The organism is Skermanella aerolata KACC 11604 (assembly GCF_000936425.1).
Taxonomy (GTDB): domain Bacteria; phylum Pseudomonadota; class Alphaproteobacteria; order Azospirillales; family Azospirillaceae; genus Skermanella; species Skermanella aerolata.
Map to the genome: position 1 here is coordinate 20,482 of NZ_AVFK01000031.1, position 15,034 is coordinate 35,515.

Consider the following 15,034-nt stretch of genomic DNA (forward strand, 5'->3'; position numbering starts at 1 on the left):
AACATGGAAACACTGAGCGCTTTCCACCATGTTTCAGCAGACAGGACCGGACCCCGTGAAGACCCTTGCCGCGAAGTCCATGACACTCTTCATGCTGGCGATGCTTCCGGGCTGCGTTACCGAAAGCGTCACCGACCACGCTTATTCCGCGATCCGCGACAGCGGCGTGTTCCAGGAGATGGCGGAGCGGACGGGCCTCGGCGCCTTGTCCGACACGGCGGCCGCTCGCCTGTCCGAAGCGATGGGGACCGATGACGTGCCGCTCGACACGGTCGGCGTTCCCCTGACGCAACTGGCGGGAGGAACCGTCACGGGACCGCGCCCGCCCGACCTTATCCGCGCCGCCTTGACGGAAATCGCGGCCGAACACGGTCCCGCCGTGGCGCGCCGAATGATGGTCAGCGCCTTCACGGGCGGAGCGGCCATGGTCACCGGACTTCCGTCCATGGCGACGGGCGCCGTCGATGCCCATGACAAGTTGGTTGCCGCCCAGGAAGCGCAAGTGTTGGTCGATGCGGCTTATGCGGCGGCGGAGGCTACCCGTGCCGAAACCGCGTTGGTGCCGGATGAGGACCGCCCAATAGAGGCTGCTGCCTTGCTGAAGCTGGCTGACGAACCGGCTGGAACTCGATTGATCTGGAACAATCCTGTGACAGGCGCTGCCGGGGCCGTCGAATTGGGCGACACCAAGGCTGGAGATGCCCGGCCGGGCGGCGTTTCGGTGGCCTGCCGTCCCGTTCTGCGGGAGTATGTGCGAGACACGGTGTCCAGAAACGGTCTTGGGACGATTTGCCGGGAAGGGTCGATATGGTATGATCTCAGTTGATCAGAGCAGGCGCTCGACCCGCTTCGGCGGAGCCGTCTTCTCGGCAACCATGACCGGGGGTGGTGAGGGTTTGTTCAGGGTGCGGTATTCGGAAACATCGACATGGACAGCCGTCGGCCAGGGATCTCCGAAACTCGTTCGTTCGACAGCACCGGCTCCATAGCCGATGATGCAGGCGAATAAGACAAGCAGCGCCTTGATGTGCCGCACTGATGCCGTTTCAGTCGTGTGAACGCTCAACGCTCGTCTCCCGCTTGATCCGGACTTGTCAGGTAAACAACTATCTGGCCGGTTCGTACCGAATCAAAAGAGTGGGAGCTTACGCGCTTATGGCAAGGTCTTACATATATAACGGGAGTCATAGTACGAGGAATTCATTGTTTTTGATCGGTTTATTCTACATCGTTTTGCCCCATCATCTTTTAAGTGTCAGAGCATTTATTTATAACTGAGTCAAAGCGATGCTTGGATGGTAGAAAAGTCGGCCGGAGAAGTGCCATGCTGAGCATGTCTTCAGAGGAGAATTCCCGCTTGGCTGGAGTGTGGACGGGCCTTTCCGACAGGGACGTGAACGTACAGGCCCCACCTTGCTCGCCGCTTGTCCAAGAAGCCACCGCCTATTGGAACTTGAAGCGAGGAAGCCGGCGCATGCCGTCCCGGAAGGATATCGACCCGGTCGAAATCCCTCGTCTGCTGTCCTCCACGGCGCTGGTCGACGTCCTCCGCGATCCTTTGGACTTCCGCTTCCGACTGCTCGGCACCGCTATCGACAACATCACCACGAAGAACCTGCGCGGCGTCCGCTTTTCCGAACTTCCCTACTTGGTCGAAGGAAACAAGGGCTGGGCCGACTACGCCTATGTCGCCAATACGGGAAAGCCGCTGACGACCGATCGGCCCTATGTGGGCAAGAGCAAAATGGTGGTCAGGCTGACCGACTCCCTGTTTCCGCTCTCCGACGATGGGGAAACGGTGAATATGGTCTGGAGCTTCCTGGACATCTGGTGGGTGCCGTTGCGCGAGCGGTCTTGGAACGGGGTCGTTTGACGTTCGTTCAGGACATCGAAGGTAAAAAGAAGCCCCGCAGCGGACAGCGCGCGGGGCTTTGAAGTTTACAAGGAAGAAAACGCACCGAGAAGGGCGCAAGGGAAGTTTTAAGCCAAGAAGCTTTCAATTTCGTTAACCATAAGATTTATTTAGCCAGGAAATCCCAAAACCCTATTCGGCAGGCTGGCGACGAAGTGGGCGATCGCGGCGGCGACCGGATCGGGCTGGTCGCGCCAGGGCGTGTGGCGGCAGTCGGCAAGGTCCTGCCGCTCGAACGGGCCTGTCACCTGACGCTCTATCGCGTCGATCTGGGCCAGAGTCGCGTATTCATCGTCCACGCCCTGGATAGCGAGCAGGGGACAGCGGATGCTGGGAAGGTACTCTTCGATGTTCCAGGCGCGGAACTCAGGCGAAAGCCAGGCTTCGTTCCAGCCCCGGAACGCTCCCTCCGGATCGGTGTGGTAGCGGGCCAGCGCCCGCGCCAGACCGCCTTCCTTCCAGGCGGTTGCAGCCTTTTCGATCCCCGCGATGGTGATGTCCTCGACGAAGACATGCGGGGCCATGACCACCGCGCCGCGCACCGGAACGACGCCGGCTCCCGCCGCCAGCAAGGCGATGGAAGCGCCGTCGCTGTGGCCGATCAGGATGGGATCGGCGACGCCGCAGGCGTCCAGCACCGCCGGCAGCACCTCCAGCGCTTCATGATGCAGGTATCGGAGCGGCCGCTTTCCCGTCAGCGGATCGGACCGGCCATAGCCGTGGCGGGAATAGACCAGTGCTGGAAGCCCCGTCGCTTCCGCGATCCTGCCGGGGAAATCGCGCCACAGCTCGATCGAGCCCAGGCCTTCATGAAGGAACACCAGTACCGGCCCGGAACCGTCCCGTAGCCCGATCCACTTGGTGTCGAGCCGGCGGCCGGCGGCGATGATGAACGTCATGGGGCGGGCTCCGGTGGTTTGCGGCGGCGTCACCCTGTCTAGAGATTGGTCAGAAGCAGTGTCAATGCCAGCATGGCCGAGACGATCTGCCAGAACCGGACCGGATCGCGCTCGTAGAAAGGTACCCGGCGCGGGCTGACCGACTCGCCACGCTCCAGGCCGTTCTCCAGTTCCATCGCGAACTCGATGGCGTCGGCCATCCTCTCCTTGCGGTCGGCGGCAACGGCGCGCTCCAGCATCGCCTCCAGCCAGCCGGGCAGGTCGGGGCGGTAGCGCGACAGCGGGACGGGCTTGCCGAAGCGGGGATGGCTGAACGGCTCGATCTCGCCATAGGGGTAGCGGTCGGTGAAGGCCCGGTAGACCGTGACGCCCAGGGCATAGACGTCGCTCAGCTCGTCGCCGGGTTGGCCGGCGAGCAGTTCGGGCGCCATGTAGCTGGGCGTACCCGGAGTGTCGGGAGCCGGGAAGTCTTCCACCCGAGGTAGCCGGACCACCCCCAGGTCGATCAGGCGGAGGCCGCCGCTGCTCTCCAGGATCACGTTGTCCGGCTTGATGTCGCGGTGGACTATGCCGGCCCGGTGCAGGGCTGCGACAGCCTTGGCGATGCGGGTGGCGATCCCGGCGCCTTCGCGCAGGGTCAGGCGCGGCTTTCGTCCAAGCCGCCGTTCCAGCGTCTCGCCCTCGTAGAACGGCATGACCGAGTAGAGGCAGGTCTGATGTTCGGGCGGCACCTCGATCACTGCGCCGACCCAGGGGTTGTGGATGCGCGTCGCGACCCAGGCTTCGCGGACGAAGGCCAGATGATAGGTCTTTTCCGTGGCGACGGTGGGCTGGGGAAACTTGACGACGACCGGCCTGTCGCCGTCGGTCGTATCGGCCGCCTTGAACAGCCTGCTGTAGCGCCCGTCGGACAGCACGCCGTCGAGCCGGAAGCCATCGACGGTTTCGCCGGCCTTGGGCGCCGGGTCGCGGATCGGCAGGGCACTGATCGCGGGGGCCAGATCGGTATGCTCGACGGCGGGCAGGGCTATCACGTCGATCACGACGGCGGTAGCATTGTCGTGGCTGCCGGCGTCCAGGGCGGCGGCGACGATCTCCCTGGCCGCTTCCTCCGGCGCGGAGCGGCGCAGCAGCAGGTCGCGGAGGCGGCTCTTTCCCAGCGTGCCATGGACTCCGTCGGAGCACAGCAGGAAGCGGTCATGCGGCCGCAGCGGTTCGGCCACGTGGTCTAGCCGGACGAATGGCTCGATCCCGACCGCCCGGAACAGCACGTGGTTGAGGTCGGGCTGCTTGAGCGTGTGGTCCTCGGTCAGCAGCGTCAGTTGACTGTCGCTCAGCCGGTAGGCGCGGCTGTCGCCGACATGGAAGACATGGACCTTGCGGCCCAGCAGGATCAGGGAGGTGAAGGTGCAGGCGGCGTTTTCCAGAAGGGCGTCGGTGCGCCCCATCTTGTGGAGCCAGCCGTTGAAGGCGTCGATGGAACTTGCGGCGGCATGCTGGACGCCGACAGTCTCCGGCTGGGCGTAGTAGGCGTCGATGAAGCTGCGGACCGCCAGTTCCGCCGCGACCCTGCCGCCCTTGGAGCCGCCGACGCCATCGGCCACCGCCGCCACGATGCCCTGGGTCGCCTGCTGGCCCGGCGTGCCGAGCCAGATGCCGGCGTAATCCTCGTTGCGGGGGCGGCGGCCCTGCTCGCTGGCAAGGCCGTACTGAATCTGGATGCGCGTCGGGGGCGAGGTTGCGGTCCGATCAGCCATCAATGCTTGGACGCGCTTGCCAGAGCTGTTCGGCCATGGCTTCCGCATCCGCTGTCGTGGACGCCCGGCCCAGCACCTTCAGCGCGACTGCCGCCGTAGCGATCACGGCGTTCTCCGCCACCGGGTTGTCCAGCTCTCCGGCCCAGAGCAGGGCGGGGAAACGCGGGTCCAGGTCTTCGGCGCGCCATTGGTAGGTCGCCTCCAGCCGCTCGGCGAAGCGCGGCGGCCACTGCTCCTCGGCGGTTTCGCCGTCCGTCACCAGCGCCACCGTGCATTCCTTCATGGGGGAGCGCTGGGCTTCGCCGCCGATGCCTTTGAAGATCGCCGCGCGAGGCTGGCCCAGGCGGATAGCGATTTCCTGGTGGAGCGGGCGGTAGGGCGGGTGGAAGACGCTCTGGATCTGCGCCGGGGCGTTGAGCGGGTTGATGTCGCGGGCGAAGGTGTTGACCGCCGTGCGGACGCCCAGCAGCGGACGGAGTTGGAACAGCCGCTCGAGTTCCGGGCAGAAGTCCTGGAGCCTGATATAGGCGAAGTTGCCGGCGCGCAGGTTGCGGGCCGCCTCGGTCAGCGATGTGCAGGGGCGGATGCCCAGCTTATCGAGTGCGGCCGGCGTCGGCGCGAAGCCCTCGCTGCCGCCGTCGATGCCGTGCATCAGCACCTTGACGCCGTTGGCGGCCAGCAGCAGGGCCGACAACACGAACCAAGGCTGCTGCCGGTGCCGGTCGGCATAGGACGGCCAGTCGAGATCGGGCACGATGGTATCGTCGGGCTTGGCCAGCACCGACTGCGCGGCGCGGACGAAGCCCGCGAGTTCGGCCCCGGTTTCGCCCTTGCGGCGGAGCAGCAGCAGGAACGAGCCGAGTTGGATCGGATCGACGTCGCCGCGCAGCACCATCGCCATGGCGGCTTCCGCTTCGTCCTCCTCAAGGTCCCGGAACAGCTTGGGTCCCTTACCCAATGCCCTCAGATACTGGGCGAATGGATGTTCCTGCATGACGGCTCGCTCTTTTTTCCGAAGTTCCAGGTGCGGACTGTATCGCAGCAATGATTGCGCCGCAGCATCTTATGGCGCGTCTCGTTCCCCAACCAAGTGGTCGCAACGAGCCGGTTCGCAACTCCGTTGGTGCCTGTGAGACCAGAGCCGGAAAGTTCTGACTTGTCGGCGCGTCGGTGTTGGGCCACGGCCCAACCTACAGGCTCCTGCTTCGTAGGTTGCGCCGTGGCCCAACAGCCCGGCTCGGGCTTGAAACTTTCAGCGAGGGAGACGGCACATGGCCGAGGACAACCAGGATCAGGCGCGCGAGATGGCCGAGGAAGGCCTGAAGAAGGCAAAAAGCGGTGCGACAGGCGGCGAGGGGCGCGAGTTGATCGAAGAGGCCAAGCGGCTCGACCATGACGCGGTCGCCGGGATAGCACCAGAGAGCGAGGATGCCGACCGTGACGACCCGACTGCCGTGCAGCCCGATAAGCCCAAGGAATAAACAGACTGCCCTGTCTTTGACGGAATGATCATATTGCGGGCAGCCCTGTGGCTGCCTGCTCGTGCCATTACCGCCTTACCACCGGCCGCACCAGCCATCGACCATGGCCGGTGCAGCCTTTTTCCGTAACCCGCAATGGATCGGCTTCTTCGCCATCCGTTAGGTGCGGTGCGGCATCGATCGAAGTTCCACCACTTTCTAGTTTGAGAATTGGGGCTGTAGTTAAGCATCTAAGTAATCAAAAGCTGCCCTTCCGAGATAGACAAGGCGCTCGAATTCATCGCTGGCACGCCTATTGCCAAGTAGCAGGCCAAGTGCCGCTCACGACTCACCTCAATAAACGTAATAAATTTTACGGTATTGACGAGCGGCGTACAGGGACTGCGGGAAACCTCGGTGAAAGGAGTTCCATGCAAGCGAGTTTTTGGAAAGCGGGCCATCCGCCCACTTTGTTCGCCGCATTCCTTTATTTCGACGTCAGCTTCATGGTCTGGGTGCTGCTCGGGCCGCTTGGCGTCCAGATCGCGCAGACGCTTGAGATCAGTCCGGCCGAAAAGGGCCTGATGGTCGCAACCCCCGTCCTGGCCGGGGCCTTCCTGCGCGTCGTGCTGGGGCTGATGGTCGATCGCCTCGGCCCCAAGCTGACCGGCATCATCGGTCAGGTCGTCGTCATGGCTGCCCTTGGCCTCGCGTGGCTGGTCGGGCTATCGGCCTTCTGGCAGGTCATGCTGCTGGGCGTCTTCCTGGGTGTCGCCGGGGCGTCGTTCGCCGTGGCCCTGCCGCTGGCGTCGCGCTGGTATCCGCCGGAGCACCAGGGAACGGCGCTGGGCATCGCCGGGGCCGGCAACTCCGGCACAGTGTTCGCGGCGCTGTTCGCACCATCTCTGGCCGCGTGGTACGGCTGGAACAGCGTCTTCGGGCTAGCCTTGATCCCGCTCGGCATCGCCTTCGTCCTGTTCATCGTCATGGCGAAGGACAGCCCGGACGCACCGCCGCCCAAGTCGTTCAAGGAATACATGGCCGTGCTGCGGGAGGTGGACGCCTGGTGGTTCATGTTCTTCTACAGCGTGACCTTCGGCGGCTTCGTCGGCCTTGCGTCCTCCTTGACGATCTACTTCAACGACGTCTATGGCATGGGACCGGTGGAAGCCGGCTACTTCACGGCGGCCTGCGTCTTCATGGGGTCGGCGATGCGGCCGGTCGGCGGCTATCTGGCGGACCGGATCGGCGGCATCAAGTCGCTCAGCATCATGTACGCCATGGCGGCCTTTTTCCTGATCATCGTCAGCTTCGGGCTGACGCAGGCCTGGATGGCGTTGATCGTCTTCGCCTGCGCCATGCAGGCGTTGGGCATGGGCAACGGCGCGGTGTTCCAGCTGGTGCCCCAACGCTTCCGGCGCGAGATCGGCGTCATGACCGGTCTGGTCGGGATGTCGGGCGGCATCGGTGGCTTCTATCTGGCCTCCAGCCTGGGCCTGTCGAAGCAGTGGTTCGGCAACTATCAGGCGGGCTTCCTGATCTTCGCCATCCTGGCGCTGCTCGCCTTGGTCGGCCTTACCGGCGTCAAGCGGCGCTGGCGCACGACTTGGGGAGCCGCGCACATGACAGCGGCGAAGGTCTGACGGGATGGCGGGGGACGCCGCGATCCATGCCGGTTTGTTGACGACGGACACCCATTGCCCGTACTGCGCCTTCCAGTGCGGCATGACGCTGGTGCCGGACGATGGCGCCGGTGGGGGCGCCGGTGGGGGCGCCGGTGGGGGCGCTGGTGGGGGCACCGGCGGGCTGACCGTCACGTCCCGCGATTACCCGACCAACAAGGGCGGGTTGTGCCGAAAAGGCTGGACCGCGGCCGAGTTGCTGACCTCGCCCGACCGCCTGACGACGCCCCTGATACGCGACCGCAAGGACGGCCCCCTGCGGCCCGCATCCTGGGACGAGGTACTGGACCGGATCGCCGCCACGATCAAGGTGACCCAGGACGCCTTCGGACCTGACGCCGTCGGGATCTTCGGCGGCGGAGGGCTGACCAACGAGAAGAGCTACATGCTGGGCAAGTTCGCCCGCGTGGCGCTTCGGACGTCCAACATCGACTACAACGGCCGTTTCTGCATGGCGTCCGCCGCGGCCGCCGGCATCAAGGCGTTCGGCCTCGACCGGGGGATGCCGTTCCCGCTGGAGGACATTCCCGAGGCCGATGTCATCCTGCTGGTCGGCGGCAATCCCGCCGAATCCCTGCCGGTGATGATGCAATATTTCGAGGAGCACCAGCGCCGGGGCGGCCGGCTGATCGTCGCCGATCCCAGGGTCACCCCGACCGCCGCGATGGCGACGCTGCACCTGCCGGTGACGCCGGGGACCGACGGCGCGCTTGCCAACGGCCTGCTCAACGTCGTCATCCGCAAGGGACTGCTGGACCAGCGCTACATCGACGAGCGGACGACCGGGTTCGACGCCGTCCGGCGTGCCGTCGCGTCCTACTGGCCCGACCGGGTCGAGCGGATCACCGGCGTCCCCGCCAAGGATATCGAGGACGCCGCCCGCATGATCGGCACCGCCCGGACCGCGATGATCCTGACCGCGCGCGGACCGGAACAGCAGAGCAGCGGCGTTGACAACGTGCTGGGCTTCATCAATCTGGCACTGGCGCTCGGCAAGGTCGGCAAGCCGTTCAGCGGTTTCGCCACCCTGACCGGTCAGGGCAACGGCCAGGGCGGGCGTGAGCACGGCCAGAAGGCCGACCAGCTTCCCGGCTACCGGAAGCTCGACAATCCGGAACACCGCGCCTACATCGCCGGCGTCTGGGGGGTCGAGGAAAGCACGCTGCCGGGACCGGGGCTGTCGGCCTGCGAGTTGCTGGCCGCATTGGGACGCGACGACGACACGGGCATCAGGGTCCTGATGGTGCTCGCGTCCAACATCGCGGTCTCGGCGCCCGACGTTTCGAAGGTTCAGCGCGGGCTGAAGGCGCTCGACCTGCTGGTGGTCAGCGACATCTTCCTGTCGGAAACGGCCGAGATGGCGGACATCGTCCTCCCCACCGCCCAGTGGGCGGAGGAGGAAGGCACCATGACCAACCTCGAAGGCCGGGTCCAGCTCAGGCGGCGGGCTGCTGTGCCTCCCGGTGAGGTACGGACCGACATGAGCTTCCTGAAGGAGCTCGCCGACCGGCTTGGGCGCGGCCAGTTCTTCTCCGACGATCCGCGAACGGTGTTCGAGGAACTGCGCCGCGCCAGTGCCGGCGGCGTCGCGGACTATGCCGGCATCAGTTACGAGCGCATCGCCGCCGAGGACGGCGTCTTCTGGCCCTGTCCGGACGAAGGGCATGCCGGAACGCCGCGCCTGTTCCAGGACGCTTTTCCGACGCCCGATGGCAAGGCCCGCTTCCACGTCGTCCATCACCGTCCGGCGGCCGAGGAGCCCGACCAGTATTATCCGCTCTGGCTGACGACGGGCCGCGTCCTGTCCCAGTACCAGTCCGGCGCCCAGACCCGCCGCGTCGTGGCGCTGAACGAGGCGGAACCGGAATCCTATGTCGAGATCCACCCGGAGATGGCCCGCAACTTCGGCATCCGGGCCGGTGACAGGGTCCGTCTGATCACCCGGCGCGGCGACGCCGTCGTCGCGGCGCGGCTGGTCCGCACGATCCGAATGGACACGCTGTTCGTCCCCTTCCACTGGGGCGGCAAGGGTTGCGCCAACCTGCTGACCCATGCCGCCCTCGATCCCGTCTCGAAAATCCCCGAGTTCAAGGCCTGCGCGGTCCGCATCGAGAAAGCCGATGCGCCGCCGAAGCATTGAACTCCGCGTCTCGATCCACCCCTCTGTGACCTTCGGGAGAAACAAGACATGATGGATGCTACGCCCCGTTTCCTGAATGGCGTCTTCGACTTCGAGGGGCGCGGCCTTGGCCGCCCGGCCGAGCTTGACCCGGCGCTGTCCTACACCGTCCCGTCCGACAAGCGCACCCAACTGATCTATCTCCGCGCCGGCAACTCGCTGGACGAACTGGTCTATCTGGTCCTGACCAAGAACGGCGCTCCCATGCGCTACTTCCCGATCGGCGCCAAGGCGAGCATCCACGTGCCGCTCGCCGTGGTCGAGGACCTGTTCCCGGACACCAAGCTGGAGATCTTCTTCGCCGCCCCTGAAGGCTCGGCCGGCACGGTCGTGCTCGACATCGGCCTGATGGAAATCTGAGGCATTCAAGTCCTCAAGCCCCTTTCCTGCCATCTTCTCTGGAGTAAGCCATGGGCAAGCGGAAATTAGTCGTGATCGGCAACGGCATGGCGGGCGCCCGAGCCGTGGAGGAAGTGCTCGCCCGTGGCGGCGCCGACATGTTCGACATCACGATGTTCGGCGACGAACGCTACGGCAACTATAACCGCATCCTGCTGTCCAACGTCCTCAACGGCAGCCAGGACCCGGCCGAGATCGTCATGAACCCGCTGGACTGGTATGCCGAGAACGGCATCACCCTTCATAGCGGTGCGCCGGTCACCGATATCGACCGCGCCGCCAAGACGGTACGCTCCTCCGCCGGCGTCCATGTCCATTACGACTACCTGCTGATCGCGACGGGCAGCCGGGCCTTCATCCCGCCGGTCGAAGGCATGACGGGACCCGACGGCAAACTGCGCAATGGCGTCTTCGCCTTCCGCACGCTGGACGACTGCGACGGCATCATCGCCCACGCGAAGAAGAGCACCCAGGCCGCCGTAATCGGCGGCGGCCTGCTGGGCCTGGAAGCGGCGCGCGGCCTGATCAACCATGGCTGCGCCGTCCACGTCATCCATATCGGCAACCACCTGATGGAACAGCAGTTGGACGGCCCCGCCGGCGCCATGCTGAGGGCGTCGATGGAAGCGATGGGCGTTACGGTCCATCTTAAGAAGGCGACGACGGCGGTCACCCATGACGGGGAGAAGATCACCGGTCTCGCCTTCAAGGACGGCACCACCCTGGACTGCGACATGGTCGTCGTTTCCGCCGGCATCCGGCCCAATGCCGAGATCGGCCTGCGCGCAGGCTTGACGGTGGAGCGCGCCATCGTCGTGGACGACAAGATGCGCTCGGTCGACGACAGCACCGTCTACGTCGTCGGCGAATGTGCCCAGCACCGGGGCCGGGTCTACGGGCTGGTGGCGCCGCTGTGGGATCAGGCGAAGGTCTTCGCCGAGAACATCACCGGGCGGAACCGCGACGCCGCGTATCACGGCTCCAAGCTGGCGACCAAGCTCAAGGTGATGGGCGTCGAGGTCGCGGCCATGGGCATCACCGAACCGGTGGAGGAGCGCGACGAGGTCGTCCAGTTCACCGAGCCGAAGCGCGGCACCTACAAGAAGCTGATCGTCCGCGACGGCCGGCTGGTCGGCGGCATCCTGATGGGCGACATCAGCAAGGCCGCCTACCTGATGCAAGCCTTCGACCGCGACACTCCCCTGCCGGAGGAGCGGCTGTCGCTGCTGTTCGACATCGGCGCGCCGGCGGAAAAGGTCACGCTGGACGAGATGCCGGACGAGGCGCAGGTCTGCAACTGCAACGGCGTCACCAAGGGCGCCATCGGCGCCTGCGTCGCCGGCGGGATGAAGAGCGCCTTGGCTGTTATGAAGGCGACGCGCGGCGGCATGGGCTGCGGCTCGTGCAAGGGCCTGATCAATGAGCTGGTTGAGTTCTACGCCGGCGGCGAGGTCGAGGAAGATCCCTCGATCCACTACTACGTCCCCGGCGTTCCCTTGCCGACGGACGAGCTGATCGATGCCATCAAGATCAACGGCCTGAAATCGGTGTCGTCGGTCTTCAAGGTGCTGGCCGGCGGCAAGGAAGACCCCGGCAGCAAGCCCGGCCTTGCCGTGCTGCTGTCGATGATCTGGAAGAGCGAGTACGAGGACGAGCGCGACGCCAAGTTCATCAATGACCGCATGCACGGCAACATCCAGAAGGACGGCACCTTCTCGGTCATCCCGGAGATGCCGGGCGGCGTCTGCACCCCGGACGAGTTGAAGCGGATCGCCGACGTGGCGGTCAAGTACAACGTGCCGCTGGTCAAGCTGACCGGCGGGCAGCGGATCGATCTGGTCGGCGTCCCGCGCGACGACCTGCCGGGCGTCTGGCGCGATCTCGGCATGCCGGCCGGGCACGCCTGGGGCAAGAGCTACCGGACCTGCAAGTCGTGCATCGGCACCGATTACTGCCGCTTCGGCCTGGGCGACAGCATGGCGCTGGCGACCAAGATCGAGAACCGCTTCCGGGGCATCGACAGTCCCGGCAAGCTGAAGCTGGCGACGGCGGGGTGCCCGCGCAACTGCTCCGAGGCCTACGTCAAGGATATCGGTGCGGTCGCCATCGGCGACGGCAAGTGGGAGATCTATATCGGCGGTGCGGCGGGAGCGCATATCCGCAAGGGCGACCTGCTCTGCGTGGTCGGCAGCCATGATGAGGCGCTGAGCGTGATGGGGCGCTTCATCCAGTACTACCGCGAGACCGCGAAGTGGAAGGAACGGACCTATGCTTATGTCGAGCGCGTCGGCATGGCGAAGCTGAAGTCGATCGTGGTCGATGACAGCGACGGCATCGGCGCCCGGCTGGACCGGTCGTTGCAGGAGTCGATCGACGCCTATGTCGATCCCTGGCTGGAACGCGACGCGCCCGCGACCAGCCACCAGTTCTCATCCCTGATACCTGTGCCCTAGTACCTGTGCCCCTGATACCTGTGCCCCTGATACCTGTGCCCCTGATACCTGTGCCCCTGATACCTGTGGAGGTCTGAACCATGGCCGAACGTTATTCCCTGGGTCCGCTCCACCTTCTCCCGGCGGGAGAAGGCCGGAACTTCAAACTGGGCGACCGCAAGGTCGCCGTCTTCCGCACCCGCGACGGCGGCGTCTTCGCCACGCAGGCCAGTTGTCCGCACCGGGCGGGGCCGCTGGCCGACGGACTGCTCGGCGGCCACGCACTGGTGTGCCCGCTGCACGACTGGCTGTTCGATCTGAAGACGGGATCGTCGCTGAACGGCAACTGCAACATCAAGACCTACAGCGCCAGCGTCGAGCCGGACGGCACCGTGATGGTCGAGCTCGATGACGGTGAGGAGGTGATGGCGATGCCGGATGCCGGAACGATGGTCAGCGATATCGGGACGGGGACATCGCCGCCTGCGTAAGGGGCGAATTGACGCTTTGCACCCCCTCTCCCTGAGGGAGAGGGCTAGGGTGAGGGGGCAAAGCGTCACTCCCCTCACCACTCATTCACCTCAATGCGTCAGCTCGTGCATGTACCCGAGCTTCGCGATCACAGCCGGCGACAGGATGAACGGGTAGAAGTCCGGCTGGCCCATGCTGCGGTTCAGGGCGTTGACCGCGTAGGTCAGCGGCAGCCAGTTCTCGATCAGCTCGTCGATGTTGTTCGCCTTGTGCGGATCGAAATCGACCTGCGCCTCGAGTTCGTGGCCCAGCTTGATCCGGGGCCGCACCTTGATGCCGAAGGAGCGGGCGGTTTCCAGGGTATCGACGATGTGCAGGTAATGCGCCCAGGTCTCCGCGAAGTCTTCCCACGGATGGGCGGTGGCGTAGGTGCTGACGAAGTTGTTCTGCCAGTCGGGAGGAGCGCCTGTATTGTAATGGCGCTGGAGCGCCTGCCCGTAGTCTTCCCGCTCGTCGCCGAAGACGGCGCGGCACTTCTCCAGGGCTTCCTCGCCGCAGTCGCGAACGATCTTGTCCCAGAAGTAGTGGCCGATCTCGTGGCGGAAGTGGCCCAGCAGCGTCCGGTACGGTTCGCCCATCTGGGTGCGCCGCTTCTCGCGCTCGGCGTCGTCCGCTTCGGCGACGTTGATCGTGATCAGCCCTTCGTCGTGGCCGGTCAGCACGGTGGTCACGTTGCCGTTGGCGTCGACCTGATCCGACAGGAAGTCGAAGGCCAGTCCGCCTTGCGGATCGTCGATCCGGTTCTTCAGCGGCAGCTTCAGCTTGATCATCGTATAGAACAAGTGATGCTTTGCCATCTCCAGCTTCCGGTACCGCGCCATGTTCTCGGCGTCGGCCAGGTTGGGGATGGTCCGGTTATGGCGGCAGGCGGCGCAGTGCGTCTCGGTATGGTCGGACGGGATCAGCCAGTTGCATGCGTCCAGCTCGGCGTTCTGGCAGAACCGGTAGAGCTGGCCGGACGAGGCCAGCGCGCGCCACTGGTCGCCTTCCGGCTCCAGGGCCGACACCGTGTTCATATCCGGGATGTAGCCCAGCCGGTGCCCGCAGCTTTCGCAGACCGTGTTCTCGAAGTACAGCGGCTGACCGCAGTTCTGGCATTCAAACAGCTTCATAGCACTCTAGCCTTGCCTGATTTCGATCGCGGCTGGCTGGCAGCACCATGGATTGCGGCTCTCGCCTCCGCGAACAGTTGCCGAGCAACACGCTACCGACGCGGCGTGTTCCAGCGTTAACAAATGAAATTCAAGCAACAGGAATGCGCTGACTGCAATACTGCTCAATAAAGGTTTAGGGCAGATCGATAGGCTGTTCCGAATTGAGCAAGGTATTGCACATTAATTATGCCGATGACTGTCCGGTATCGGGATTCGTTACAGTAAGTGCGAAATTTTCGATCATCACCAGCGCAATCCTGACACACTGTGGCGGCAGCCAGCGTTCCAGAATCTCGCCGGCCGCCTTCAGCCGGCGTTCTCCGGCGCTGGCGACGGCATCCAGGATGGCGCGTTCGTCCGCCGACAGCAGCGGGCAGGCCGTGCACCGGATGCCGGGCGCCTTCAGGGCCGTGGCGCTGACCAGATCCATCAGAACGCCGAGCTGGGATGCGGCGCCGGTCATGCCGTTGTTGGCGTAGACCTCCCGCAGCAGGTCGCCGCAGGGTTTGCTTTGCCGTTTGCAGGCGGTCCAGTAGCGCAGGCTCCAGAGGACTAGACGCTCCGACGGCTTCAGGTCGTGGATGCTCCAGGAGGCCGGCGCTGCGGCGGCGCAGTTCTTCATGATGACG

General features: G+C 65.0%; 14 protein-coding genes. 8 read left to right on the plus strand and 6 right to left on the minus strand.

Features of this window, described 5'->3' with window-relative positions:
- Window positions 1-28: 28 nt before the first annotated feature.
- Window positions 29-826 (plus strand): hypothetical protein, encoded by a 798-nt coding sequence (locus tag N826_RS28025; protein ID WP_044434270.1) that lies wholly within the window; start codon window positions 29-31, stop codon window positions 824-826.
- Here N826_RS28025 and N826_RS28030 read toward each other — a convergent pair whose 3' ends face one another.
- A complete protein-coding gene (locus N826_RS28030) occupies window positions 827-1,066 on the minus strand; it encodes a hypothetical protein (RefSeq protein WP_147040957.1) in 240 nt (79 codons plus the stop codon).
- Between the two features lie 267 nt (window positions 1,067-1,333).
- Here N826_RS28030 and N826_RS40595 point away from each other — a divergent pair, with 267 nt between their 5' ends.
- Window positions 1,334-1,873, plus strand: coding sequence for a PAS domain-containing protein (locus N826_RS40595; RefSeq protein WP_280178491.1), 540 nt, complete (start codon window positions 1,334-1,336; stop codon window positions 1,871-1,873).
- 149 nt (window positions 1,874-2,022) lie between these two features.
- Here the strand turns inward: N826_RS40595 and N826_RS28040 are convergent, their stop codons facing one another.
- The 3 genes from N826_RS28040 to N826_RS28050 are packed head-to-tail and all read right to left on the minus strand — an operon-like array spanning window position 2,023 to window position 5,562.
- Window positions 2,023-2,811, minus strand: a complete 789-nt coding sequence (locus N826_RS28040; RefSeq protein ID WP_044434275.1) for an alpha/beta fold hydrolase — start codon at window positions 2,809-2,811, stop codon at window positions 2,023-2,025.
- Between the two features lie 38 nt (window positions 2,812-2,849).
- Window positions 2,850-4,568, minus strand: a complete 1,719-nt coding sequence (locus N826_RS28045; protein WP_044434277.1) for a bifunctional protein-serine/threonine kinase/phosphatase — start codon at window positions 4,566-4,568, stop codon at window positions 2,850-2,852.
- Window positions 4,561-5,562, minus strand: coding sequence for a glycosyl transferase family protein (locus N826_RS28050; protein WP_044434279.1), 1,002 nt, complete (start codon window positions 5,560-5,562; stop codon window positions 4,561-4,563). The genes N826_RS28045 and N826_RS28050 overlap by 8 nt, the downstream gene beginning before the upstream one ends.
- 277 nt (window positions 5,563-5,839) lie before the next feature.
- Here N826_RS28050 and N826_RS28055 point away from each other — a divergent pair, with 277 nt between their 5' ends.
- The 6 genes from N826_RS28055 to N826_RS28080 all read left to right on the plus strand — a co-directional run bounded on the left by N826_RS28055 (window position 5,840) and on the right by N826_RS28080 (window position 13,211).
- Window positions 5,840-6,049, plus strand: coding sequence for a hypothetical protein (locus N826_RS28055; protein ID WP_044434281.1), 210 nt, complete (start codon window positions 5,840-5,842; stop codon window positions 6,047-6,049).
- 410 nt (window positions 6,050-6,459) lie between these two features.
- The gene (locus tag N826_RS28060; protein ID WP_044434283.1) at window positions 6,460-7,671 is read left to right on the plus strand and encodes a nitrate/nitrite transporter; all 1,212 of its coding nucleotides are present in this window, start codon (window positions 6,460-6,462) and stop codon (window positions 7,669-7,671) included.
- Window positions 7,672-7,675: 4 nt separating this feature from the next.
- The gene (locus N826_RS28065; RefSeq protein WP_044434285.1) at window positions 7,676-9,850 is read left to right on the plus strand and encodes a molybdopterin oxidoreductase family protein; all 2,175 of its coding nucleotides are present in this window, start codon (window positions 7,676-7,678) and stop codon (window positions 9,848-9,850) included.
- A 48-nt stretch (window positions 9,851-9,898) separates the two neighbouring features.
- Window positions 9,899-10,249, plus strand: coding sequence for a hypothetical protein (locus N826_RS44430; RefSeq protein WP_044434287.1), 351 nt, complete (start codon window positions 9,899-9,901; stop codon window positions 10,247-10,249).
- Between the two features lie 50 nt (window positions 10,250-10,299).
- Window positions 10,300-12,741, plus strand: coding sequence for a nitrite reductase large subunit NirB (gene nirB, locus N826_RS28075; RefSeq protein ID WP_044434289.1), 2,442 nt, complete (start codon window positions 10,300-10,302; stop codon window positions 12,739-12,741).
- A gap of 80 nt (window positions 12,742-12,821) precedes the next feature.
- Window positions 12,822-13,211 (plus strand): Rieske (2Fe-2S) protein, encoded by a 390-nt coding sequence (locus N826_RS28080; protein WP_044434291.1) that lies wholly within the window; start codon window positions 12,822-12,824, stop codon window positions 13,209-13,211.
- A 90-nt stretch (window positions 13,212-13,301) separates the two neighbouring features.
- On the opposite strand, the gene N826_RS28085 is transcribed toward N826_RS28080, so the two are convergent.
- The gene (locus N826_RS28085) at window positions 13,302-14,363 is read right to left on the minus strand and encodes a zinc-binding metallopeptidase family protein (RefSeq protein ID WP_044434293.1); all 1,062 of its coding nucleotides are present in this window, start codon (window positions 14,361-14,363) and stop codon (window positions 13,302-13,304) included.
- A 226-nt stretch (window positions 14,364-14,589) separates the two neighbouring features.
- Window positions 14,590-15,027: a hypothetical protein gene (locus N826_RS28090; RefSeq protein ID WP_044434294.1), complete on the minus strand. Its 438-nt coding sequence runs from the start codon at window positions 15,025-15,027 to the stop codon at window positions 14,590-14,592.
- Window positions 15,028-15,034: the final 7 nt, after the last annotated feature.